The 24,425-nt window shown below is 73.0% G+C and carries 21 protein-coding genes; 8 read left to right on the forward strand and 13 right to left on the reverse strand.

Annotated elements, in window-relative coordinates; genetic code table 11:
• The 4 genes from VFL99_RS17685 to VFL99_RS17700 form a co-directional block, all read left to right on the forward strand.
• Positions 1–498: NAD(P)/FAD-dependent oxidoreductase (locus tag VFL99_RS17685; protein WP_325107687.1), on the forward strand; the 498-nt coding region annotated here is incomplete at its 5' end.
• Positions 499–619: 121 nt separating this feature from the next.
• Positions 620–1,666 (forward strand): threonine aldolase family protein, encoded by a 1,047-nt coding sequence (locus VFL99_RS17690; protein ID WP_325107688.1) that lies wholly within the window; start codon positions 620–622, stop codon positions 1,664–1,666.
• Between the two features lie 47 nt (positions 1,667–1,713).
• Complete coding sequence (locus VFL99_RS17695; protein ID WP_325107689.1) at positions 1,714–2,835, forward strand: hypothetical protein; 1,122 nt, start codon at positions 1,714–1,716, stop codon at positions 2,833–2,835.
• Positions 2,836–3,053: 218 nt separating this feature from the next.
• Entirely contained in the window at positions 3,054–3,530 is a 477-nt protein-coding gene (locus VFL99_RS17700) for a COX15/CtaA family protein (RefSeq protein ID WP_325107690.1), read from the forward strand.
• Between the two features lie 17 nt (positions 3,531–3,547).
• Here the strand turns inward: VFL99_RS17700 and VFL99_RS17705 are convergent, their stop codons facing one another.
• From VFL99_RS17705 to VFL99_RS17715, 3 genes are read right to left on the reverse strand one after another with little or no spacing between them, the layout of a single operon-like run.
• Positions 3,548–4,483, reverse strand: a complete 936-nt coding sequence (locus VFL99_RS17705; protein WP_325107691.1) for a quinone oxidoreductase family protein — start codon at positions 4,481–4,483, stop codon at positions 3,548–3,550.
• 37 nt (positions 4,484–4,520) lie between these two features.
• Positions 4,521–6,941, reverse strand: a complete 2,421-nt coding sequence (locus VFL99_RS17710) for a ComEC/Rec2 family competence protein (protein WP_325107692.1) — start codon at positions 6,939–6,941, stop codon at positions 4,521–4,523.
• The gene (locus VFL99_RS17715; protein ID WP_325107693.1) at positions 6,938–8,167 is read right to left on the reverse strand and encodes a helix-hairpin-helix domain-containing protein; all 1,230 of its coding nucleotides are present in this window, start codon (positions 8,165–8,167) and stop codon (positions 6,938–6,940) included. Before VFL99_RS17715 ends, VFL99_RS17710 begins: the two co-directional genes overlap by 4 nt.
• A gap of 423 nt (positions 8,168–8,590) precedes the next feature.
• Here VFL99_RS17715 and VFL99_RS17720 point away from each other — a divergent pair, with 423 nt between their 5' ends.
• Entirely contained in the window at positions 8,591–9,553 is a 963-nt protein-coding gene (locus VFL99_RS17720; RefSeq protein ID WP_325107694.1) for a helix-turn-helix domain-containing protein, read from the forward strand.
• Positions 9,554–9,568: 15 nt separating this feature from the next.
• On the opposite strand, the gene VFL99_RS17725 is transcribed toward VFL99_RS17720, so the two are convergent.
• From VFL99_RS17725 to VFL99_RS17755, 7 genes are all read right to left on the reverse strand, one after another.
• On the reverse strand, positions 9,569–11,335 hold the full coding sequence (locus VFL99_RS17725) for a metallophosphoesterase (protein WP_325107695.1): 1,767 nt from the start codon (positions 11,333–11,335) through the stop codon (positions 9,569–9,571).
• A 265-nt stretch (positions 11,336–11,600) separates the two neighbouring features.
• Positions 11,601–12,218 (reverse strand): glycerol-3-phosphate 1-O-acyltransferase PlsY, encoded by a 618-nt coding sequence (gene plsY, locus VFL99_RS17730; protein ID WP_325107696.1) that lies wholly within the window; start codon positions 12,216–12,218, stop codon positions 11,601–11,603.
• A 2-nt stretch (positions 12,219–12,220) separates the two neighbouring features.
• Positions 12,221–13,141, reverse strand: coding sequence for a DegV family protein (locus tag VFL99_RS17735; RefSeq protein WP_325107697.1), 921 nt, complete (start codon positions 13,139–13,141; stop codon positions 12,221–12,223).
• A 9-nt stretch (positions 13,142–13,150) separates the two neighbouring features.
• Entirely contained in the window at positions 13,151–16,129 is a 2,979-nt protein-coding gene (locus tag VFL99_RS17740) for a leucine--tRNA ligase (RefSeq protein WP_325107698.1), read from the reverse strand.
• A gap of 566 nt (positions 16,130–16,695) precedes the next feature.
• Positions 16,696–16,956, reverse strand: coding sequence for a 30S ribosomal protein S20 (gene rpsT / locus VFL99_RS17745; RefSeq protein ID WP_325107699.1), 261 nt, complete (start codon positions 16,954–16,956; stop codon positions 16,696–16,698).
• 337 nt (positions 16,957–17,293) lie between these two features.
• The gene (holA, locus tag VFL99_RS17750) at positions 17,294–18,268 is read right to left on the reverse strand and encodes a DNA polymerase III subunit delta (RefSeq protein WP_325107700.1); all 975 of its coding nucleotides are present in this window, start codon (positions 18,266–18,268) and stop codon (positions 17,294–17,296) included.
• 229 nt (positions 18,269–18,497) lie between these two features.
• Positions 18,498–20,843: an ATP-dependent DNA helicase gene (locus VFL99_RS17755; RefSeq protein WP_325107701.1), complete on the reverse strand. Its 2,346-nt coding sequence runs from the start codon at positions 20,841–20,843 to the stop codon at positions 18,498–18,500.
• A gap of 220 nt (positions 20,844–21,063) precedes the next feature.
• Here VFL99_RS17755 and VFL99_RS17760 point away from each other — a divergent pair, with 220 nt between their 5' ends.
• The 3 genes from VFL99_RS17760 to VFL99_RS17770 are packed head-to-tail and all read left to right on the forward strand — an operon-like array spanning position 21,064 to position 22,727.
• The gene (locus tag VFL99_RS17760; protein ID WP_325107702.1) at positions 21,064–21,195 is read left to right on the forward strand and encodes a hypothetical protein; all 132 of its coding nucleotides are present in this window, start codon (positions 21,064–21,066) and stop codon (positions 21,193–21,195) included.
• 43 nt (positions 21,196–21,238) lie between these two features.
• Entirely contained in the window at positions 21,239–21,883 is a 645-nt protein-coding gene (locus tag VFL99_RS17765) for a hypothetical protein (RefSeq protein ID WP_325107703.1), read from the forward strand.
• A gap of 28 nt (positions 21,884–21,911) precedes the next feature.
• Entirely contained in the window at positions 21,912–22,727 is an 816-nt protein-coding gene (locus tag VFL99_RS17770; RefSeq protein ID WP_325107704.1) for an NYN domain-containing protein, read from the forward strand.
• On the opposite strand, the gene VFL99_RS17775 is transcribed toward VFL99_RS17770, so the two are convergent.
• The 3 genes from VFL99_RS17775 to VFL99_RS17785 are packed head-to-tail and all read right to left on the reverse strand — an operon-like array spanning position 22,705 to position 24,209.
• Complete coding sequence (locus tag VFL99_RS17775; RefSeq protein ID WP_325107705.1) at positions 22,705–23,229, reverse strand: hypothetical protein; 525 nt, start codon at positions 23,227–23,229, stop codon at positions 22,705–22,707. The genes VFL99_RS17770 and VFL99_RS17775 overlap by 23 nt on opposite strands.
• Positions 23,230–23,247: 18 nt before the next feature.
• Positions 23,248–23,808 carry an SRPBCC family protein gene (locus VFL99_RS17780; RefSeq protein ID WP_325107706.1) on the reverse strand — a complete coding sequence of 187 codons (561 nt, stop codon included), beginning with the start codon at positions 23,806–23,808 and terminating at the stop codon, positions 23,248–23,250.
• Positions 23,805–24,209: an ArsR/SmtB family transcription factor gene (locus VFL99_RS17785; RefSeq protein ID WP_325107707.1), complete on the reverse strand. Its 405-nt coding sequence runs from the start codon at positions 24,207–24,209 to the stop codon at positions 23,805–23,807. Before VFL99_RS17785 ends, VFL99_RS17780 begins: the two co-directional genes overlap by 4 nt.
• Positions 24,210–24,425 lie beyond the last annotated feature (216 nt).

Genomic DNA, 24,425 nt, shown 5'->3' on the forward strand with positions numbered 1-24,425 from the left:
GCCGGGGCCTGGACGGCGGAGCTCCTCCAGCCGGTCGGCGTCGAGCTGGGGCTGGCGCCGCAGCGCGGGCAGATCACCCACCTGCGCCTCGAGGGCGTCGACACCTCGTCGTGGCCCTCGGTGCTGCCGCTGACCGGTCACTACCTGGTCGCGTTCGACGGCGGCCGAGTCGTCGCCGGCGCTACCCGGGAGACCGGCAGCGGGTTCGACGTGCGGGTGACCGCCGCCGGTCAGCGGGAGGTACTGGGGCAGGCGCTCGCCGTCGCCCCAGGACTCGCCACCGCCACCTTCCTCGAGACGCGGGTCGGCTTGCGGCCAGTCGCGGACGGTGGGCATCCGCTGATCGGGCGTGTGCCGGGCATACCGGAGTTGTTCGTGAGCACCGGCTTCGGTGCGGGCGGGCTGACGATGGGACCGCTGGCCGGTGAGCTGCTCGCCGACCTCGTCCTCGGTGAGCAACCGGCACTCGACCTGTCGCCGTTCGCGCTGCCCGGCTGAGCGGCTCCGGCCGGCGACGTTCGGGGCTTCCGGCGGTGAGCGGTTCGTCCCGCCAGCATCGGGACCGGCCCGCGGGGATAGCGTGGTGCCTCCCCCGACGACGCCTGCGAAACGGAGTGCGATGACCCCTCAGCGACGCTACGAGCTGGCCTCCGACAACTGCGCCTGTGCCCTCCCCGAGGTGATGGACGCGCTGGCGGCGGCCAACGCCGGCACCGAGCCGAGCTACGGGGAGGACAGCTGGACCGCGCGGCTGCAGGAGGTGGTCCGCTCCCACTTCGGGCCGACCGCCGAGGCGTTCCCGGTGTTCAACGGCACCGGCGCCAACGTCGTTGCGCTGCAGGCGATGCAACCGCCGTGGGGATCGGTGGTCTGTGCCCGCACGGCCCACATCAACGTCGACGAGTGCGGCGCACCGGAGCGGTTCGGGATGAAGCTGGTGCCGGTCGACACCCCCGACGGCAAGCTCACGCCTGAGCTGATCGCACCGGTGGCGCAGGGATTCGGCGACGAGCACCACGCGCAGCCGAGCGTCGTGTCGCTGACCCAGAGCAGCGAGCTGGGCACCGTCTACACCGTGGAGGAGATCAGCGCGATCTGTGACTACGCCCACGGCCTGGGCATGACCGTGCACCTGGACGGGGCACGGCTCGCCAACGCCGCGGCCGCGCTGGACCTGCCGCTGCGCGCGCTGACCACGGACGCCGGCGTGGACGTCCTGTCCTTCGGCGGCACGAAGAACGGGATGCTCTACGGCGAGGCGGTCGTCGTGCTCAACCCGGACGCCGCCCGCGGGATGCTCTACATCCGCAAGTTCTCGATGCAGCTCGCCTCGAAGATGCGCTACATCTCCGCCCAGCTCATCGCGCTGCTCGAGGGCGACCTGTGGCGGCAGTCGGCGGCCCGCGCCAACGAGCGGGCGGCGCTGCTGCGCTCGTTGGTCGAGGCCGTCCCGGGGGTGCGCCCCACGCAACCGACCCAGGCCAACGCCGTGTTCGTCGTCGTGCCGCCGGACGCGCTCGAGGAGCTGACCCGGCTCGCGCGCTTCGAGGTGTGGGACGCCCAGCGTGGTGAGGTGCGGTGGATGTGCGCCCACGACACCAGCGAGGCCGACGTGCGCGCGTTCGCCGACGAGCTGCACCGGCTGATGAGCGTCGCGGTGGGTTGACGCGGGGGCGCGATTGACGTCCGCGCGGCCCGGGTAGGTGCCCGCCCGTGTCCGCAGCGGGCTTGCTGGCCATCGGCGCGGCCGGGGCGGCCGTGCTGCTCCTGGCGCTGCTCGACGTCTTCATGACGATCTTCAACTACGACGGGTTCACCTTCCTGGCCCGCCGGCTGCACCAAGTGCTGTGGGGCGCCCTGCGGCGCGGCACCGCCTGGCTGCCTGACCGGCCCCGGCACGCCGCCCTGTCGCTGGGCTCGGCCTCGATGCTGCCGATCACCCTGGGGTTCTGGCTGGGGCTGGAGATCAGCGCGTTCGCGATGATGTTCCTGCCCGGGCTGGTCGCCGGGTGGTTCACCCTCACCGACGGGCTCGGGCCCGGCGCCGGAACCGCGTACTACCTCAGCGCGGGCGCCATCAGCAGCCTCACCTTCGGCGACGTCGTGGCCCGGACCGGCCTCTACCAGGCGCTGGTCGACCTGGAGACGATCATCGGGCTGTCCACGTTCACCCTCGCCCTGACCTACGTGCTCACCGCGTTCGGCGCGCTGTCCCACCTGAACACGCTGCACGCCAGGGTCCGCCGCAACACCATCGAGCCGAGCAGGCCGGAGACCATCCTCGCCCGGCACTTCCAGGCCGGGCACGCCGACCGCCTGCCGGACCTGCTGGCGGCGCTCGTCGACGACCTCGAGGACTACGAGCAGGGGCTGCGGCGCTACCCGGTCGTCTTCTACTTCCACACCCGCCGCCTCGCCCGGTCCACGCCCCGGATCTTCACCGCCCTCGGGCAGCTGATCGAGCTGCTGCGCTGGGGCCTGCCGGCCCACGAGGCGTTGACCAGGGACCCGCTGCTCCTCGCGCTGCTGGACGGCTACGACACCACCGTCGACCGGTTGCAGCACAACTTCATCGGCCCGGAGCTGCCGCCCGCGCCCGAGCCGGCCAGCCGGGAGCAGTTCACCGGCCGGGACGCCACCGAGGACGACCGCGGCGTGGCGGAGTTCGTCGACCTGCGCCGACGGGCGTGCGAGGTGGCGCGGCTGTCCGCGGAGGACTACGACGAGGACCCCTCGCAGGAGTACCAGCTCTACCGGGACTGGCTCGTCTTCCACCACCGCCACCGCGAGTTCCTGCAGCACCTGAGCGACGTGCTCGGGTACGCCCACGCCTGAGCACAGCCAGCCCGGGCGCGAGAACCCCCAGCCCACCCGCCCGGCCCCCCAGCCCACCCGCGTGGAACCCCCCAGGCCGCCCGCGTGAAACAGGGCGCGTGACCACGCGATCCTGAAAGTGACACCCAGTTTCGGCTCCTACGGTCCTTCGCCTGTGCATCGCCCGACCGATCAGGGCGGCGCCGCACCATGGACCCGACACGCGATCGGAGAGACCTGTGAGCACCCAGCTCGACACCCGTCCCGAGACCACGACCGGCAACACCGGCGCCCGCGACCGGCTGTACTCCGCGCTCATCGGACTGACCGCCCTGCTCGTCCTGCTCCAGGGGCTGTGGGCGGGGCTGTTCATCCGCGAGGGCAAGTCGTTCGACGCCAGCGCCGCCCAGGCCCGCTGGGTCGAGGTGCACGACGTCGGCGCCCGCGCCGCGATCATCCTGGCGGCGGTGTCCTTCGTCGTGGCCCTGTGGCGCCTGCGGAGCCGCAAGGAGCTGCTCGTCGGCACCGGCGTGCTCGTCCTGCTGCTGATGCTCGAGGCCTACATCGGCGGGGAGATCGGCAACAAGCCGAGCTGGCCCAGCATTCACATCCCGCTCGGGATGGCGCTCATGGCCCTGTCGGTCTGGCTGCCGTTCCGCGCGGCGCGCCGGCAGCGGACCGCCCCTGCGCATGCCGAGACCCGCGAGCGTGGCTGACCCGCGCGCGAGGCGCCTCAGAACAACAGCACCAGCCGCCCCCGCGTGCCGCCGGCCTCCAGCTGCCGGTGGGCGTCCGCGGCCTGCGCAGCCGGGAACATGCGGGCGACCCGCGGCGTGAGCACCCCGGCCTGCACGTCCCGGCGGAGCTCGTCGAGCAGGTCCTGCCGCTCGGCATAGCGACCCACCTGGATCTTGTGCACGGTGATGCCGCGACCGGGATCCCCGTCCCAGCCGCGCACGACGGCCATCTGCCCGCCGTCGGCGACGGCGGGCACGACCTGCGTGGTCTGCAGCGAGGCGTCCAGCAGGCCGTCCACGCCGTCCGGCACGACGGCTCGGATCCGCTCCGCCACGTCCTCGCCCCGGGGCACCACCACGTCGGCGCCCAGCTCGTGGACCAGCTCCTCGTCGGTGAACGAGGCGTCCGCGACCACCCGCAGCCCGGCCACCTTGGCGAGCTGCACGACATACCCGCCGAGGGCGCCGGCCGCCCCCGTGACGGCGAGGGTCTGCCCCTCCCGCAGTCCCAGCTCCTCCAGCACGGCGTAGGCGGTCAGCCCGTTCATCGGGACGGTCGCCGCCTGCGGCATCGTCACGCCCTGGGGGATCGGCGCGATCGAGGCCTCGGGGGCCACGACGTGCTCGGCGTACGCACCACCGTGCGGCCCGGTAGGCAGCAGGATCGCCATGACGTCGTCGCCGACCTGGTAGGTCGCCCCCGCACCGACCTCGTCCACCCGCCCGGCGGCCTCCATCCCGGGGACGTAGGGCGGCGTGCGGCCCTCCAGCGCCGCGGCACTGCGCCCCGCACGGAAACCGGTGTCGGTGGGGTTCACCGTGGCCGCACGCACCCGGATCCGCACCTCCCCCGGCCCGGCGTGCGGCTCGGGCACCTCGTGGACAGCGAGGGCATCCGGCCCTCCGAACTCCATGACTCCGACGACCAACATGTCCGGTCCAACGCGGGCGGCCCGCGCATCATGCCGATCACCGTGCCGTGGCCACCTCGACGTCGCCGTGCCGACCCAGGACCGCGACGTCGCCGGACTGGTCGGTGCGCACCACCCGCATGCCGTCGTGGCGCAGCATCCGCAGGGTCGCCGGCGCCGGGTGCCCGTAGTCGTTGTCCTCGCCGACGCTGATCACCGCCAGGTCGGCGCCGGTGAGCGCGACCAGCGCCGAGTCCTGGTTGGAGGAGCCGTGGTGCGCCACCTTGAGCACGTCGAACTGCCGGTATGCCGGATCGCCCGCGAGCTCCTGCCGCACCTGGCCGGCGGCCTCGCGTTCGATGTCGCCGGTGAGCAGCAGGCGCAGTCCGTGGGTGTCGACGGCGAGGACGACGCTGGCGTTGTTGGGCACCGAGCCCTCGTCGATCCGGCGGGTGGGCCACAGGACCCGTGCGCGGACCGGCCCCCACGCCAGGGTTGCGCCCGTGCGCAGCGGACGCACCGGGACGTGGGCGGCCGCCGCCCAGGTGTGCACGGCCTCGGCCATCTGGGGCGGGTCGGCCACCGGGGAGACGTAGACGACGCCGACCTCACGGCCGTCGAGCACTCCGGGCAGGCCGCCGGCGTGGTCGGCGTGGAAGTGCGTGAGCACCACGGCGTCGACCACGCCGACGTGCAGCCGGTCGAGGCAGGCGTCCATCACGGCCGGTTCCGTGCCGGCGTCGACCACGACCGCGTGCCCGTGCGGTGTCGCCAGGACCAGCCCGTCCCCCTGCCCGACGTCGCAGGCCACGAAGCGCCAGCCCGGTGGCGGCCATGCCAGCCGCGGGGTCGGCCAGAGCAGGGCGACCAGCAGCACGGCGGCACAGCCGACGGCGAGCGGTCGACGGTGCAGCTGCACCACCCACCAGCGGCCGGTGAGGACGACGGCGAGGCTGACGGCGGCCAGCAGCAGGGCGCCCGCGCCCCCGTCCGGCCAGGGCAGCTGACCCCACGGAACGGCGGCACAGGTGCGCCCGACCCAGGCGATGCCGAGCGTCGGCACGGCGGCGACCCAGCCGAGGACCATCGCGACCGGCTGGGCGACGAGGGCCACCAGCGCCACGGTGACGCCGAGGACCGTGGCCGGGGCCACCAGAGGGGCGGCCGCGAGGTTGGCGACGATGCCGATCACGGTCACCGAGCCCTGGAGCAGCACCACGACGGGACCGCACATCACCTGCGCGGCGATCGGGATGGCGAGGGCGTCGCCCCACGAGCTGATCCGCTTCGGCAGCCGCCGGCCGATCGCGTCACCCCAGCTGCGGGCGAACAGCAGCAGCCCGAGCGTGGCGAGGGTGGACAGGGCGAACCCGTAGGACCGGGCCAGCCACGGATCCACGCAGAGCAGCACGATGACCGCACCGGCGAGCGCCGGCACCCCGGCCCGGCGGCGCGAGGCGGACAACCCGAGCAGCCCGATCGCGCCCATCACCCCGGCGCGCAGCACGCTCGGCTCGGGTCGGGCGAGCACGATGAACCCCGCGAGCGCCAGCCCGGCGACGACCGGGCGCCACCGGCGGGGCACGTAGAACGGGCCCACGCCGCGGCAGAGCAGCATCGCCGCGGTCACGATCACGGCCACGTTGGAGCCGCTGACGGCCACGAGGTGTGACAGCCCGGTCGCCAGCATCGCGTCGGTGAGGTCCGGCGGCGTCCAGCTGGTGTCCCCGATCACGAGGCCGGGCAGCAGTCCGCGGGCGTCGGCGGGCAGGCCGGACACCGCGTCGCGCAGTCCGGCACGGACGTGCTCGGCGGCGCGCTCTGCCGGCCCGGCGTCGCCGACGACGACCGGTGGGCCGCGCGGGTTGAGCACGGCGACGACGTCGTCGCCGGGTTCGGCGACGTCGAGGCGGCCGACCGCCCGGACGTGTTGGTGCCAGGAGAGGTCCGCCCAGGACTCGTCGGCGAAGACGAGGACCGGTGTGCGAGGCCCGCTGCGCTCGCCGCGCGCCACGACGGTGTCGACGCGCAGCCGGACGAGGACGAGCGGGGCGCGCCGGGAGCCGGCCTCCTCGACGAACTGCTGCTGCGGGTGTCGCACCACCTTCGGGTCGGTCGCCACGGTCCCCTCGAGTCGCACCACCGCCCGCTCGCGGGCGAGCTGCGGGATCGGCCCGGCCGTGCGGGTGGCGGTGTGCGCGGACGCCGCGAGGATCGCGAGTGAGGTCACCAGCAGCGTCAGGCCGGTCAGTGCCGGCCAGGTCCGGTCCAGCTCCCGCAGCCGTCGGAGCGCGAGGGGGACCGCGCCGCCTGCTCCGCAGACCGCGGCGAGGAGCAACAGCCTGCCGGCCGACCAGCCCAGCACCGCCGCCACCACGCACCACGCGGTCAGGGCCGGCACGAGCAGCCGTACGTCGACCCGACGCGGCTCCTTGACCGGCGGGTCGTCGTCGGGCGGAAGGTCGTCCTGACCGGTCACACCGTGACCTTCGGGCGCAGGTCGGCGAAGGTCTTGTCACCGATGCCGCTGACCTCGAGCAGCTCATCCACCGAGGAGAAGCGCCCGTGCGCCGTGCGCCACTCCAGGATGCGCTGGGCCAGCACCGGACCGACCCCGGGAAGGGACTCCAGCTGCTCCTGCGTCGCGCTGTTGAGGTCGACCGGCACGTCGGCCCCCGCGCCGCCGGGCACGCCTGCTGCCGCACCGCCGGCCCCGGGTGCGCCCGCCGCCGGACCGCCAGCCGCTCCCGGAGGCGGGCCGGCCTGCTCACCGGGCTTCGGGATGCGCACCTGCTCACCGTCGGCGACCGGGCGGGCGAGATTGACCGCGCTCAGGTCCGCGTGGGCGGTCGCTCCCCCGGCCGCCTCGACCGCGTCCTGGACCCGCGCGCCGGGCTTCAGCCGGACGACCCCGGGATGTCGCACCTGGCCGACGACGTGCACCAGCAGCACCGACGCGGTCGACGGCAACGGCGTCGCTGCCGGGGCGGGACCACTCCGGGAGCCGTCACCGCCGCCTGCGGCAGCCCCGGTCGCACCGCTCGCAGCACCACTCGCAGCGCCACCCGGAGCGCCCGCAGCCCCGGCGGCACCGCCCGACGACGAGGCCGCTCCGCTGGGCAACGGCCCGCCCGTGCCGCCCGGGTCGGGCTGGTCGCCGGAGGAGGTGACCGCCGCCACCGGCTGCGGGGCGGCCGCATGGCGTGCGAGCAGCACCCGGACCCCGAAGAACGCCGCGGCGAGGACCAGCACCAGCGCCACCCCGAGCACGGCCGCGACCTTCGGCCGGGCGCGCACGTCCACGAGGGACGACGGCACCGACAGGACCCGCGGGCCGGCCACCGGCTCGCCCTCCTCGTCGGACGTGTCGGACGTGTCGGACGCCTCCGACGCGTCCGACGCTGCGAGGGCACCCCGGCGGCCCTCCCGGTGTCGCCCGGGCGGGCGGGCACGACGGCGCCGCAGCCGCGGCAGGCGAGCGCGCGGCATACCGGAGCGGTCCGGTGAACGGCCGGGTGAGGGCACGACGGCCTCGCGCGAGGGCAGCCAGCCGGGTGGTCTGGGTGCCTCCTCCGCCGGGTCCTGAAACCCCGCCGGCGAGGTCTCGCTCGACCGCTGCCTCGCCGGAGCACCGTCGGGGACCGGCACACCGAGCACGGCGGCCAGACGGTGCGGAGGGGGAAGATCCAGGCGACGACGCGGCATACCGGGACGCTAGGAAGCCCTCCCGTGGCTGCGGGAGGGTCAGCTCGGAGGCTGTGCAGACATGGAACGAGGGCGACCCACCATGTGGATCACCCTCGTTCCTGCCCCTGCGTAACCGCGCCCGGTCAGGACGCCGCCGAGGTACCTCCACCGCTGGCGGCGTCCGCGCCCTCCACGGTGCGACCGGAGATCGGTGGCCACACGGGGAGGCCCGCGCCTGCGCGCGAGGGTCGGGACACCGCAGACCCGACCGCCGCGCGCACGCGACTGGCGCTTCCCCGGGAGGAACGCATGAGACATGTCTAGTCGATCGCTGACCGGATGTGATCCACTTTCGCTGGCACAAGCGGGACATGTCCGGGATCGGACACAGGACCACAGAGCGAGACGCACTGGTGAGAGCGGTGCAGGACGGGAGCAGCGGTGCTGCAGGCACTCGGGATCACACAGTCGGACGAGGAGACCTACCTGGCGCTGCTGCACAACCCGCACTGCACCGTGTCCGCGCTCGCCGACGAGCTGGGCCGCTCCCAGGCCGCCACGCGCTCGGCCCTGGCGCGGCTGGAGGAGCTCGGCTTCGTCGCGCGGTCGGTGGCCACGCCCGCCACCCTCGTGGCGACCCCGCCGGACGCCGCCGTCAACGCGCTCGTCGTGCGGCGGCAGCAGGAGCTGGAGGAGGCGCAGGCGGCGGGGGCCCGGCTGGCGGAGAGCTTCCCGCGCGAGCTGCAGGCCCGGCCGGCCGAGCTCGTCGACATCGTCGTCGGCGTCGAGGCGGTGCAGGCGCGGTTCGTGCAGGTGAGCCACGCCGTGCGGGAGAACCTGCGCGTGCTGGACCGGCCGCCGTACGCGCAGGCCGTCGGCCCGGCCAACGCCTCCGAGACGGACGTGCTGGAGCGAGGGGTGCAGGTCCGGGCGATCTACTGCCCCGAGTCCTTCGAGCTGCCCGGCGCGTTCGACCGTGCCATGGCGGCGGTGGCCGGGGGCGAGCAGGCGCGGGTGAGCACCGAGGTGCCGATGAAGCTGGCCGTCGCGGACGACTCGATGGCGCTGATGCCGCTGACCAACGACGGAGTCGTCGACTCCGCTCTGGTGGTGCGCTCCCCCAGCGTGGTGGCGGCGCTGGTGCAGCTGTTCGAGCTGCTCTGGCGGCAGGCCGGGCCGCTGCCGGCCTGGGACGGCGACCCGTCGACCGCCGCGCCCGAGGAGCACATCGACACCGGACTCGTCGCCCTGCTCGCGACCGGGCTCAAGGACGAGGCGATCGCCCGCGACCTCGACGTCAGCGTGCGCACCCTGCGGCGCCGCACCTCCGCGCTGCTCGACGTGCTCGGGGCGCGCAACCGGTTCCAGGCCGGGGTGCAGGCGGCGCGGCGCGGGCTGATCTGAGGCCGCGCCGGCTGGTCAGGGTGTCGGCCCCGGGGAGGACGGTTCGGACGAGGACGGTTCGGACGACGGCCACCCGGACGAGGCACCCGAGGAGACCCCGGACGACGGCGACCCGGACGGCGAGGCGCCGGGCACGGCATACGGCTGACCGTCCGGTGACCCGACGTGGTGGGCCGGACCGGCCGTCACGTCCCCGTCGCGGTCGGTGCTGATCTCCTGCACCGAGGTGACCAGCCCGCTGGTGTCGTTGACGATCATGATCGCCGCGGAGGCGCGCTTGCCGGGGATGGTCTGCGGGGTGGAGAAGTGGCTCAGCGACTGCACGGGGCTCACGCCACCCGCGGTGCCGAGCTCCATCACCACGGTCCAGGTGCCGTCGGTGTTGCCGACGACGCGATACATGAACTGCCGGTGCCAGTGCCCGTAGGCCGCCGCGCTGGCCGGGATGTCGGGCACGCCGTCGTTGGCGTTGTCGCCGGCGTCGGGGTCCTTCATCCAGCTGTTGGCGTTGAACCAGGTGCTCATGCCCGACTTGGAGATGCTCGTCAGCTGGAGGATCGGCTGCAACGCGTCGGCCTCGTGGGCCAGCCCGAGCGTCGGCCGGTTCGCCTCCATCCGCTTGAGCAGGGTCCGTCCGGCGTCGGCCTCGGTCTCCTTGCCGTGGCCGGGGCGCGGGACCGTGTCGGCGGTGAACAGCGCTCCCTGCTTGGTCAGCTGCGGGTCGGTGACACCCGTCGCGCTGATGCCCGGGGCGATGTCGACGGTCGGGCCGTCGAGCACGTGCATCCCGGCGCCGCGCATCTGCCGCACGGTCAGGTAGCTGTCGTGGTTGCCGACGACGGCGTACTCCTTGCCGTTCTTGCCGGTGATGCCGGCCATGGCGTCCACCGCTGCCTTGTCCGTGGCACCACCGTAGGTCTGGTCACCGTCGAAGAAGGCGGTCTTGAGCGTGTCCGGGCCGTAGGTCTTGTTCAGCGTCCGGACGAACCGCCGGTAGACGGTGATCATGTCGGCATTGGAGTGCACGTCGGACAGCATCAGGCAGGCGGTCTCCCCCTCACCAGGCAGCGCGATGTTGCCGCTGGAGATCTCCTCACCCATGGTCTGGTCGGCGGTGGCGAGGAAGTCCCGGTTGCCCTGCTCCTCGCGGGAGATCTGCGCCTGCGCCAGCGGCACGATGCCGTCGACCAGCTCCGCGGTGGTCTTGTTGTCGACGACGGCGTTCTTCAGTGGGGTGCCGTCGAGCACGCCGATCCCGTAGGTCGGCGCCGGGATCTGGTTGGTCGAGGTCCACTCGACGTAGCGGTGCGCCGTGTAGCCGCCGGAGAGGACCACGAGCAGCCCGGCGGTGACCACGACCGTCCGGCGGGTGCTGTGCATCGCGGCGCCACTGAGGGTGGAGACGACGAACGCGATGGTGGCCAGCACCGCGCCCGCCTCCAGCTCCATCGTCAGCGCGTTGCCCATGACCGCGTCGGTCATCGCGTTGGTGTAGCCCGAGCGCAGCTCGTTCGGCCGCTGGAACATGCTGCTGTAGGCCTTGCCGATGTTCTTCAGCTCCGGCGAGTCCACGCCGTGGATCTGCTGCAGGTTGCCCGGCAGGCCGTCCAGCTTGATCTGCATCCCCAGTCCGTGCTGGGTGTAGTCCGAGTCGTAGATCGTGCCCAGCAGGCCCGTGTCGAGGGCCGAGTAGCCGGGCTTGATGCTCAGCGTCGCCGGGACGAAGCCGAAGTCGTCCTTGAGCTCCGTCGCGGTCAGCCCGTAGACCGTCGCGACCGGCATGGCCGCGATCCCCCCGCCGATCAGGCACGCGGCCGCGCGGAGGGCCACTCTCCGCCAAGGACGTGCTGTGCGCCGCACGCCGGGCCGCGTCAGGTGCATCCCTCGAGGCTAGGACAACGGGGGTCGGGCTTCCGGCCCCCGGGGGGTGCGCTGTTGCTGAACGGCCCACGCTTCCGCCCCCGGGGGGTGCGCTGTTGCTGAAGGGCCCACGCTCGGGCGGACCGCGCATCCTCAGCAACAGTCGCCGCTTCGGTATGCCGGGTGCTCACCTGCGCGTCGCGGCCCACGCCACGATGTTGCGCCGGTGCCGCAGCACGACGAGCACGGCCAGCACGACCGCGAACACCCGCCCGGCCACGTCCGGCGCAGGCATCGGCACCACGAACGCCAGCACGGCCAGGGCCACCGCCGCGCTCATCGACGCCAGCGCCACCCAGCGCCGGATCGCCAGCACGACCCCGAAGACCACCAGCATGGCCAGCGCCAGCCACGGCAGCAGCGCGAGCACCGCCCCCAACGCGGTGGCCACGCCCTTTCCGCCGCGCCAGCGCAGGAACGGCGAGAACATGTGCCCGAGCACGCAGGCCAGCCCCACGGCATACGCGGTGAAGCGGTCGACCAGCAACAGCGTGAGCAGCGCGGGCAGGAACCCCTTGAGCACGTCGAGCAGGCCGACGATCACGCCGTAGCGCACCCCCAGCAACCGCCCGGCGTTGGTCGCGCCCGGGTTGCCCGAGCCGAGGCTCAGGTCGCCCTTGCGGGCGCGGGCGATCATGGTTGCGGGGCTGATCGAGCCGAGCACGAAGGCCGCGACCGCGAGCACGGCGAACAGCGCCCACTCCCCCGCGCTGGAGGGGATCGCCGCGGACCCCAGCGCCGGCACCGTCAGCGCACCTCCGGGGCGTACCACGGCTCCGGGCGCGGCGAGACCACCACCGCGATCGTCCCCGGCCCCACGTGCGCCCCCACGACCGCGGGCAGCTCGACCAACCGCACCTCCCGCGCCGACGGCACCCCGCTGCGCAGCCGATCGGCCAGGTCGCCGGCGCGGTCCTCGGAGTCGAGGTGGTGCACCGCGATGTCGACGCCCTCGTGCGCCGCGCCCTCGTCAGCCGCGCCCTCGTCAGCCGAGCCGCGCGCCGTCTCCTGAGCCGCGGCCACCGCCCGCTGCTCCAGCCGGCTGAGCGCGCGCGAGGCGGTGCGCACCTTCTCCAGCGGCACGATCCGTCCGTCGGCCAGCCCGAGGATCGGCTTGATCGCGAGCGCCGAGCCCAGCAGGGCCGAGGCCGCGCCGATCCGGCCGCCGCGGCGCAGGTGCTCGAGGGTGTCGACGTAGAACACCGCCGTCGCCTGCCCCGCCCGGTTCCGGGCCACCTCCGCCGCCTGGGTGACCGAGGCGCCACGGGCCGCGGCCTCGGCCGCCGAGAGCACGGCATACCCCAGGGCCATGCCGAGCACGCGGGAGTCGACCACCTCCACGGGCACCGGCGCGGCCTGCGCGGCCTGGCGCGCGCCCTCCACGGTCGCGGACAGCTCCCCGGAGATGTGCACCGACAGCACGGCGTCGGCCCCGTCGGCGGCGGCCTGCTCGTAGGCGGCGAGGAACGCTCCCGGCGCCGGCCGCGAGGTGTGCGCGCGGGTGCCCTTGCGCATCGCCGAGGCCAGCCGCCGCGGGGAGCCGTCGACGGCCTCGCCCGGCTCCTCACCGTCCACCTGCACGTGCAGCGGCACGACCCGTATGCCGTGCCGCACCGTCAGCTCCGACGGCAGGGAGGCCGTGGAGTCGGTGACGATCGCGACCGTCATCGAGTCGTCTTATCCGGGAACGACATTGACCAGCTTGGGCGCTCGGACGATCACCTTGTGCACCGGCGCGCCGTCCAGGCTGGCCTGCACCTTCTCGCTGGCCAGCGCCCGCTCCTGCAGGTCGGCGTCGCTGATGTCGGCCGGGACCTCGATCCGGTCGCGGACCTTGCCCTTGACCTGCAGCACGCAGGTGACCGTGTCCTCCACCAGCAGTGCGGGGTCGGCGTCGGGGAAGGCGTGGTGCGCCAGGGACTCCTCGTGCCCCAGCCGCGCCCACAGCTCCTCGGCCAGGTGCGGGGCCAGCGGCGCGGTCATCAGCACCAGCGGCTCGGCGGCCTCCCGGGGCACGTGTGGCAGCTGCACCAGGGCGTTGTTCAGCTCGATCAGCTTGGCGACGGCCGTGTTGAACCGCAGCCCTTCGTAGTCGGCGCGGACGTCGGCGATGGTGCGGTGCACCACCCGGCGGGTCTGCTCGTCGGCGGGCTCGTCGACCACGGTGACCTGGCCGGTCTCCTCGTCGATCACGTTGCGCCACAGGCGTTGCAGGAAGCGCTGCGCCCCGACGACGGCCCGGGTCTCCCACGGGCGGGACAGCTCCAGCGGGCCCATCGACATCTCGTAGACGCGGAACGTGTCGGCGCCGAAGGACTGGAACATCTCGTCGGGGGTGACGACGTTCTTCAGCGACTTGCCCATCTTGCCGTACTCACGGGTGACCGGCCGGCCCTGCCAGGTGTAGTGCACCTCCCCGGCGTCGTCGGCGCTCTCCTCGACCTCGGCCGCCGGCACCGGCTGCCCGCGGTCGTCGCGGAACGCGAACGCCTGGATGTAGCCCTGGTTGAACAGCTTGCGGAACGGCTCCTCGCTGGTGACGTGGCCCAGGTCGAACAGCACCTTGTGCCAGAACCGGGAGTACAGCAGGTGCAGCACGGCGTGCTCGACCCCGCCGACGTAGAGGTCCACGCCGCCCGGGTCCGTGCCGTGCGTTCTCGCGGCTCCTGCGACGTCGCCGCGGTCGCCCGGCGCGCCCGCCACGGCGTCGGGCCGCGGGCCCATCCAGTACCGCTCGTTCTCCGGGTCGACCAGCTGCGCGTGGTTGGCCGGGTCCAGGTAGCGCAGCTCGTACCAGCACGAACCCGCCCAGTTGGGCATGGTGTTGGTCTCGCGGGTGTAGGTCTGGGGCCCCTCGCCCAGGTCCAGCTCGACGGTCAGCCAGTCGGTCGCCCGCGACAGCGGCGGCTCCGGGGTGGACTGCGCGTCGTTCGGGTCGAACACGCGCGGTGAGTAGTCGGGCACGTCCGGCAGCTCCACCGGCAGCATCGAGTCGGGCAGCGCGTGGGCGTGCCCCTGCTCGTCGTAGACGATGGGGAACGGCTCGCCCCAGTAGCGCTGTCGGCTGAACAGCCAGTCCCGCAGCTTGTAGGTGACGGTGCCGCGGCCCAGGTCCTTCTTCTCCAGCCAGGCGATGATCGTCTCCTTGGCCGCCTCGACGTCCAGCCCGTCCAGGCTGACCTCGTCGTTGCTGGAGTTGATCACGGCGCCGTCGCCGATGTACGCCTCGTCGCCCGGGAAGTCCTCCGGCGCCTGCACGGTCCGCACGATCGGCAGCTCGAACTTGGTGGCGAACTCGTGGTCGCGCACGTCCCCGCCGGGCACCGCCATGATCGCGCCGGTGCCGTAGCCCATCAGCACGTAGTCGGCGATGAACACCGGGATACGTTGCCCGTTCACGGGATTCGTGGCGTATGCCCCGGTGAACACGCCGGTCTTCTCCCGCGCCTCGGACTGCCGCTCCAGGTCGCTCTTGCGCGCGGCCTGCTGCCGGTATGCCGACACGGCGGCCCGCGGGGTCTCCGCGCCACCCGTCCATGCCCGTCGGGTGCCCTCGGGCCAGCCGTCGCTGCGGCTGTCGCCGGTGTTGCCGCTGCTGCCGGGCGTGATCCGCCCGACCAGCGGGTGCTCCGGGGCCAGCACCATGAACGTGGCGCCGAAGAGGGTGTCCGGGCGGGTGGTGAAGACCTCGATCTCGGCCTGCGGGTGCTCCTGCCCGTGGGTGACGACGTAGTCGTAGGTCTCGTCGTTCGTCGGGACGGTGAAGCGCACGTTCGCGCCGTGGGAGCGGCCGATCCAGTTGCGCTGCATCAGCTTGACCGGCTCGGGCCAGTCCAGCCGGTCCAGGTCGTCGGCCAGCCGGTCGGCGTACTTGGTGATGCGCATCATCCACTGCTTCAGGCTGCGCTTGAAGACCGGGTAGTTGCCGCGCTCGGACCGCCCCTCGGCGGTGACCTCCTCGTTGGCCAGCACCGTGCCCAGGCCCGGGCACCAGTTCACCGGCGCCTCGGAGGTGTAGGCCAGCCGCTCCCCGTCGATGATGCCGCGCCGCTCGTCCTCGCCCAGGTCCGCCCACGGCCGGCCGGTCGGGGTGGGCCGCGCGCCGCTCTCCAGCTCGGCCACCAGCTCACCGATGGGGCGAGCGCGACCGGCGTGCTCGTCATACCAGCTGTTGTAGATCTGCAGGAAGATCCACTGCGTCCAGCGGTAGAACTCCGGGTCGATCGTCGCGATGGTGCGCCGCGAGTCGTGGCCCAGGCCCAGCCGGCGCAGCTGGCGCTTCATCACGACCATGTTGTCCTCGGTCGTCTTGCGCGGGTGCTGGCCGGTCTGCACGGCGTACTGCTCCGCGGGCAGGCCGAAGGCGTCGTAGCCCAGGCAGTGCAGGACGTTCTTGTCGGTCATCCGCTGGAAGCGGGCGAAGACGTCGGTGGCGATGTAGCCCAGCGGGTGCCCGACGTGCAGCCCCGCCCCCGAGGGGTAGGGGAACATGTCCATCACGAAGAGCTTCTCCCGGCCGTCGACCGCCGCCGGGTCGGCCCACGGACCGGCCGGGTTCGGCGCCTGGAAGGTGCCCTGCTCCTCCCAGCGGTCCTGCCACTTCAGCTCGAGCTGACCCGCCAGGTCGGCGGTGTACCGGTGCGGGGTCTCCGTCATCGTCGGTGTCCTTCGGGGCGGTCGGTGTCGTCGGGTCTCGGCGGGTTGGTGTGGTGCGGGTCGTGTTCTTCGGTCGGGTCGGGCCGTTCGGTCGGGTCGGGCCGTTCGGCCGGGCGCGGCGGGCCAGAACATGAGAAAACCCCTCACACAGGAGGGGTTGGCCGCGTCATCGCCCGGGATCGGTCCGGTGCGATCAACGCGGCTGGCTAAGGAGCAGCACGATCGGCATGTGTTCAGGTTAGCGCACTCGTCCCGCGCCGATCGTGGCCGTCGATCGTCCCGCGCCGATCGTGGCCGTCGATCGTTGTGCGGTTCTGGTCGCCAGAGCGGTCAGAACCGCACAACGATCGCTGCGGGTCGGGCGCATCACCGCGGGCGCATCACCGCGGGCGCGTCACCGGGCGGGCGCTTCCCCGGCGCCGATCTTTGGGACGTTTGCGCTGCTGCAGCGACCGACACGCAACAAGGACATGCAGCGGTCACCGGGGTGCGCGGCCCAGCCGAGACGACGACGGGCCGCCACCCCGCAGGGTGACGGCCCGGCATACCGCGCTGGGCGCCGACGGTCAGAGGCTGGCGGCCTTCTTGGCCATCGCGGACTTCTTGTTCGCGGCCTGGTTCTTGTGGATGACGCCCTTGCTGACGGCCTTGTCGAGCTTGGTGGAGGCGTGCTTCAGCGCCTCCTCGGCGGCGGCCTTGTCACCGGACTCGGCCGCGGCGCGGAACTTGCGGATCCAGGTGCGCAGCTCCGCCTTGTAGGACTTGTTGCGCTCCGTGCGCTCACGGTTGGTGCGGATCCGCTTGATCTGCGACTTGATGTTTGCCACGTAAATCTTTCTCTCGGGTAGGTCGGTGTGCCCGTGCGGCTCACGCCGGCGTGGGCTCTGTCGTTGAGGGCGACAGCCGCGGTTCGGGACCGGGCGTGGGGCACCCGTGGTTGAACCGCGCTGGTGGTACGGCATGCGCGCACGACCTCAGCGCGCACGCAAGGACAAAATCTAGCAGCGGCCCCGGTGACCGGCCAAAACGAGGGCCCGTATGCCGTGTGCTCCCCCGAGCGCCCCGAGCCCACCCGGGCAGCCCATTCAGAGGTGGTATGCCGTGTGCTCCCCGAGCGCCTCGAGCCCACCCGGGCGGCCCCGAACCGCCGGCCGCTGGAGGGGGTCAGGCGGCGCTGCCGTCCCGGCGCTCCCGGGCGATGGTCAGGATGGCCCGCTCGACGGCGTAGATCGGGTCGCGGCCACCGCCCTTGACGTCGAAGTCGGCCGCCGCGACCGCCTGGATCGAGCGGCCGAGCGCGTCGGCGGACCAGCCGTTGAGCTTGCGGCGGGCCTGGTCGACCTGCCACGGGGCCATGCCGAGCTCCTTGGCCAGCTGCTGGGAGCTGCCGCGGCCGGCAGCCCCGACCTTGACCAGCTGGCGCAGCTGCAGCGCGAGCACCGCCACGATCGGGACCGGGTTGTCACCCGCGGCGATGGCGTGGCGCAGCAGGCGCAGCGCCTCGCCGGCGTTGCCGGCCAAGGCGGCGTCGGCCACCTTGAAGCCGGTCGCCTCGACCCGGCCGCCGTGGTAGCGGGCGACGACCTGCTCGTCCACCACTCCGGTGGTGTCCTCGACCAGTTGCGCGCACGCCTGAGCCAGCTCCCGCAGGTCCTTGCCGACGGCCTCGAGCAGGGCCCGGACGCCGTCGGGGCTGACCTTGCGCCCCTTGCTGCGGAACTCGTTGGCGATGAACTGCGACTTGTCACGGTCGCTCTTGACCGCCGGGCAGTCGATCACCCGCGCCCTGGCCTTCTTGAGGGTGTCGAGCACCTTCTTGCCGCGGTTGCCGCCGCCGTGGACGACCACGAGCGTCACGTCGTCGGCCGGCGCGGCCAGGTAGGCCAGCAGGTCCGTCTGCAGCACGTCCGGGGCCTCGTGCAGGCCGCGGACCACGATCACCTTGGCACCGCCGAAGAGCGAGGGGCTGGCGTGCATGGCCAGCTCGCCGCCCTCGTAGGTCTCGGCCGACAGCCGGATCACCTCGGTGCCGGGGTCGGCCGCGGTGGCGTTCTCCACCACCTGCTCCAGGGCGCGGTCGGCGAGCAGGTCCTCCGGGCCGGCGACGAGGACGGCGTCCGGCAGGCCGGGCGCACTCATCGGCGGGTCACATCGATCGGGGCGGTCACGCGCTCAGCCTGCCACCCGCCGGTGACGGCTCGGACCCGGCGGGGCACCCGGGACTCCTCGAGGGCACGTGGCCGACATCTGCCACCGAGCCCCGGCTGCAACCCCGGCCCGGCACCAACAACCGGCCCACCCCACCGACAACTGCCACCGAGCCCCGGCCGCAACCCCGGCCCGGCACCAGGAGCAGCGGCCGACAAGCTCAGTCGAACGACATGGTCGGCGCGTCGCCGAGCTCCAACCCGAGCAGCGTCATCCGGGCGGTGATGACGTCGGGCGCGAGCTCGAGGTGGTCGGCGAGCTCCTCGAGCGTGCAGCCGACCTCGACGCCGTCGCGGAGCTGCTCGTCCTCCTCGTCGGTCCAGGCGTGCCCGCCGGTCACCGCCGTGCGCGGGGACCGCGCCACCGGCGGGTGGTCCGCCACGGGCCGGTCGTCCTCCACGGCGCCAGCAGCACCGCCGGCACCAGCGGCCCCCGCGGAGGCCATCGAGGTCCCCTCGACCGCCCCGGTCACGCCCCGCAGCGCCGGCGCCCGCACGGGCAGCGGCTCCGGCGCGGTCTCGTCGAGCCGCGTGAGCGCCCCGAGCACGAGGTTGCGGTCGGTGGTGGGCCAGAAGGGAGGCAGCGAGCGCTGGAGGAACCCGGCATACCGGGCGGTCATCATCCGGGAGTCGAGGAAGGCGACGACGCCACGGTCGTCCGCGCGGCGCACGAGCCGGCCCGCGCCCTGCGCGAGGCGAAGCGCCGCGTGGGTCGCGGACACGGCCATGAACCCGTTGCCGCCCATCCGCGCGATCGCCTGCGACCGCGCCGAGCTGAGCGGGTCATCGGGACGTGGGAACGGGATCCGGTCGATGATCACCAGCTGGCAGGCCGACCCGGGGACATCGACGCCCTGCCACAGCGACATCGTGCCGAACAGGCAGGTCGTCGCGTCGCCGGCGAACTGCCGCACCAGCGTGGACGTCTGGTCCTCGCCCTGGCACAGGAACGCCATGGTCCCGGCGGCGATCTCGTCGGCGAACCGTTCGCGCATCTGCTCGGTCGCCGCCAGCGCGGCGCGCATCGAGGAGAACAGCCCGAGCGTGCGACCCCCCGCGGCGCGCACCAGCGCCTCGATCTCGTCGAACGCGGCCTCGGACAGCCCGTCGCGACCGGGGGCAGGCAGGTGCTGGGCGACATACGCGATGGCCTGCTGCGGGTAGTCGAACGGGCTGCCCACGTCGAGGCCGTGCCACGTGGGCGCGCCCTCCCCGCGCAGCCCGAGCGTGCCGGCGACCGCGTCGAACGTGCCGCCCAGCTCGAGCGTCGCCGACGTCAGGACCACCGTCCGGTCCTCGAAGATCTTGTCGCGCACGAGCATCGCCACGCTCATCGGCGCCACCCGGAGCACGCTCCCCCTCCTGGGATCCTTGCTCACCCAGACGACGTCGAGCTCACGCTCCTCCAGCACCCGCTCGGCCGTGTCGAAGATGTCGTCGACCGCCGCCCGCGCCACCTGCCGGGCGCCGCTCTCGTCGGCCTTGCTCTCCGGCTTCAGCTCGCTCTGCAGGGTGCGGGCCGCGTCCAGCACCGACCCCAGCGCGGCCGCCAGGGCATCCGGTATGCCGAGCAGCCGCCCCTCCTCGAACCGCTCCAGTGCCTGCTCGAGCAGGGTGCCGGCCTCGGCGAGGCGCTCGGTCTGGGCGAGGCGGCCGGCCTTCTTCGCCGCAGTGGCCACCATCGAACCGGTCAGCTCGTCGGTGATCGTCGACGTCACGCGGTCGACCAGCTCGTGCGCCTCGTCGACGACGAGCAGGTCGTGCTCGGGCAGCATCTGCCGGCCCTCGAAGGAGTCGATCGCCATGAAGCTGTGGTTGGTGACCACGACGTCGACGTCGCGGGCGGCGGCGCGGGAGCGTTCGACGAAGCACTCCTCGATCACCGGGCACTTGCTGCCCAGGCACTCGTGGGCGGTGACCGACACCTGTCGCCAGGCCCGCTGCGAGACGCCCGGGACGAGCTCGTCGCGGTCGCCGGACTCGGTCACCTCGGCCCATTCGCGCAGCCGGACCACCTCGGCGCCGAGCCGGCCGACGTTCTTGTCGACCTGCCCGACCGACAGCAGGCTGTCCTCCTCCTCGTCCGGGAAGCCGCCGACGAGCTTGTGCTGGCACAGGTAGTTGGAACGGCCCTTGACGAGGGCGTAGGTCGGGCGGCGCCCGAGCACCGGTGTGAGGGCGTCGGCCAGCCGCGGCAGGTCACGGTCGACGACCTGCGCCTGCAGGGCGAGGGTCGCCGTGGCCACCACGACGGGTCGGCCGGTGTCGACGGCGTGCCCGATCGCGGGCACCAGGTAGGCCAGCGACTTGCCGGTGCCGGTGCCGGCCTGGACGAGCAGGTGCTCGCCCCGGCGCACGGACTCCTGCACGGCGTGCGACATCTTGACCTGGCCGGGCCGTTCGTGGCCGCCCACCCCCTCGACCGCGGCGTGCAGCAGCGCATCGAGCGAGCGCGGACCGCCCCTGCCGTGCGGGCCGCCCGTCGAGCCGTCTCCGCCGGAAGCCATCGCCTCACCCTAAGCCCCGGCCCCGACCGCCCGGGCCGCTCCTCCACAGCCGCCCGTCGATCTCGGGACATCCCCGCCGGTCTCGGGACTTCCCCGCCGATCTCGGGACATCCCCGCCGATCTCGGGACTTCCCCGCCGAGCTCCACGAGGCCGTAGCGTCGCGCCGCACGAGCTGAGAGCGCTGTCCACGACAAGTGAGGCCTGCGACGATCCGGGGGCATGTCCGAGCGGACCCGAGAGGCGGCCCTCACCACCGGGCCAGCAGCGACTGCGCTGGAGGCGATCCGGGACGCAGGCGGGGGCCGGAAGGTCGCCAAGTGGCGTTGGGTGATGACGCTGCGTACTGACTGACGCTGACACACGCGGCCAGACGCAGGACGGCATACTGCCCTGCATGGCGACCACGGCGAGCGGGACCGGCGGCAGCGGGAGGGGCCGAGAGCAGGGACCGGTGCACACGGCATACCACGACCGACTGCCCCTGGGGCAGGAAGTCTCGGCGGCGCCGTTGCTGGAACAGCCGCTGTTCGGGTTCACCGGCGAGGTGCACCTCAAGCCGCTCGAGCCGATGCTCGCGCCCGAGCGGCCGCGGGCGGGCGAGACCGATCCGAGTGAGTGCTGGCACTGCACGGGCGCGGGCGAGGACGCGATCTGGCGCGACGAGCACTGGCAGGTGGCGGCATTCGCGCAGACGGGTCTGCCGTTCGTCGCCGGGTTGGCGCCGCGCGAGCACCTGCGACTCGACCAGCTCGGGCCCGAGCTGCTGGCGACGTTCGGCGAGGTGGTGCAGCGGCTGGCCGGCGCCATCCAGTCGCTGGACTCGGTGGCGCGCGCGCACTTCTCGCGGTGGGGTGACGGCAGCGCGCACTTCCACCTGGCATTCCTGGGCCGCCCGCTGGGGATGATGCAGGGACGCGGGCCGATGCTGCCGTTCTGGGACGACGTGCTGCCGCCGATCCCCGAGGAGATGCGCCTGGCCCACGCGCGTCAGGTGGCCACCGCGCTCGCCCGTCGGGGCGGCGAAGCCCTCTTGGACTGAACGCCGAGACCAACCGATCGGAGACACGATGCCGAACAGCGCCCGCGTGGCGATGCTCATCGACTGCGACAACATCAGCTGGCGCTGGGCCAAGCAGATCGTCGGCGAGGCGGCGCTGCACGGCGTGCTCAGCGTCAAGCGCGGCTACGGGGACTGGACCTCCACCTACCTGTCCGGGTGGCTCGACGAGCTGCCGCGCTACGCGATCCAGCCGGTGCAGCAGTTCGCCTACGCGGTCGGCAAGAACTCCACCGACTCGGCGCTCATCATCGACGCGATGGACCTGCTCTACGCCGGCGACGTGGACATCTTCTGCCTCGTCTCCAGCGACAGCGACTTCACAAGGCTGGCGATGCGGCTGCGTGAGTCGGGCAAGGCGGTGTACGGCATCGGCGCGGTCAAGACGCCGCTGGCCTTCCAGAACGCCTGCGACCGCTTCACGTTCATCGAGGTGTTGCTCGGCAAGCCGGTCCGTCGGGTCGATGGCTCCCCCGTCGCGGTGGACGAGCAGGCCGAACGGCCGGACACGACGCAGGCCGAGGCCACCGGCGAGACACCGGAGGGCGCTGGCGAGGAGGAGGTCAGCGCCGACTCCGTGCCCGACATCAAGGACGTCATCGTCCCAGCCATCGAGGCGACCTCGAGCGACAACGGCTGGGCGATCCTGTCGGCGGTCGGGTCCTACATCGTCAACAACAACCCGTCGTTCGACTCCCGCAACTACGGCTACCCGCGGCTCGGGCAGCTGGTGCGTGACCTGAAGTTCGTCACGGTCAAGGAGATCGCCGACGACAACGGTATGTCGCAGATCTGGGTGCGTCTCAAGGCCTCCGGGAAGCGCTGACCTCACCCTTGGTCGGGGGCTCGGCGCCGTCAGTCCTCAGCGCCGCGAGCTGGCGGGTGTGCCCGGGCAGTTCGGCCGACACCAGCCCATCGAGGAGCGCCTCCAGCGGCAGCCGGTCATCCACCAGCAGGGCGTCGTTCGACAGCAGGAGTGCCGGCAGCCTGGTGTCCAGCTCGGCCTCGGTCAGCCCCTCGGTCAGGGCGCGCAGGGCCGATGCCTGCTGCCTGATCCGAGCGCACAACCCGTGGTGACCGCCGAGGCGGCTGACGACCCGGCCTATGGTCCAGGTGTCTTGCGCGATCCGGTTGTCATAGGTCGTGATGGCGCCCGAGCTGACCGAGCAGACCGCCGCGACCGTTGCGGCGTTGACCAGCGTGACGTGCGCGAGGATCTGCTCGGCGTTCCATTGCCCGGGGGCCGGTCCCCGAGCCCCTGCGCCGGCGACGGCCTCGGCGGTGTCGAGCAGGTCCTGGTAGGCAGCGTCCAGCGCTGTGGCCTCCATGTGTGCTCCTTGCTTCCTTCAGCCGCGGACCACTCGTTCCCAGTAGGGCTGCAGGCCACGCTCCAGAGACTTGCGGTCGTAGGCGGCGTCGTTCCGGCCGGCCCCGCGTGCGAGCTGGGCCTCGAGCAGGACGAGGAACTCCTCCCAGCCGGCGCCGTAACCGACGGCGCCTTCTTCGGTCAGACGTGCATGGGTGAGGACGAGATGGGTGCGACCGTCCAGGTCCGTCAGCTCGAGCCGGACCCGCGACTCCGGCTCCTCGGTGGCCCAGGTCGGCCGCCAGGTGACCTCCAGCAGCCGCGGGGCCTCGCAGGCGAGGACCTGCAGGCGGGTGACGTCGCCGTCCGGCGGGTCCATTGCCAGGTCGACGTGGCCGCCGAGCGAGAGGTCACCCCGCGGCATACCGAGCCAGCGGGGCAGGCGCTGCGGATCGGTCCAGGCCGACCAGACGTCCGCGATCGGGAAGTCGTAGTCACGTGCCATGCGGATGGTGTGGCGACCGTCCTCGGTGGTGTGGGTGCGTGCGGTGCCGGCCGAGATGCGGTCGAGCAGGTCCGGGGTCGTGGTGGATTCGGTCATGACTGCTCCTTGGGGGGTTCCTGCGCAGCGTCGTGGCACGACGTCTGCCGGGACGAGCGGCGACCACGTCGCAGCTCGGTGTCGAGGGCCTCGAGGCGGCCCGTCCAGAAGGTGCGGTAGCGCTCGAGCCATTCGTCGACCTCCCGCAGCGGCGCGGGATCGAGGGCGTAGAGCCGGCGTTGGCCGGCCCGGGTCACCGTCGCGAAACCGTTGTCGCGCAGCACCTTGAGGTGCTGAGAGACCGCCGGCTGGCTGATCCCGAACTCGCTGCGGATCGCGTCGGTGATCGCGCCCGCCGACAGGGCCGAGGTGTCACCGGCCTCGTCGGCCATCAGGTCGAGGATCCGCCGCCGGACCGGGTCTCCGAGGACGTCGAACGCGTGCACAGCCCTATAGTTCACGCATTACTTATATAAGTCAAGGGCGATACCGGCCGGACCGACGACGTCGTGTGTGGCGTTTCGCCGTCCTCGACTGGGCCGACACGCCACACACCGGGTCGTCAGTCGCAGTTGGCGGCCAGCCCCCGCGGCCCCGCGAGGTCAGTCGGCCGCGAGGTCAGTCGGCCGCGCGGTCAGTCGGCCGCGAGGTAAGTCGGCCCCACGGGGTCAGTCGGC

This window comes from Segeticoccus sp. (assembly GCF_035708005.1).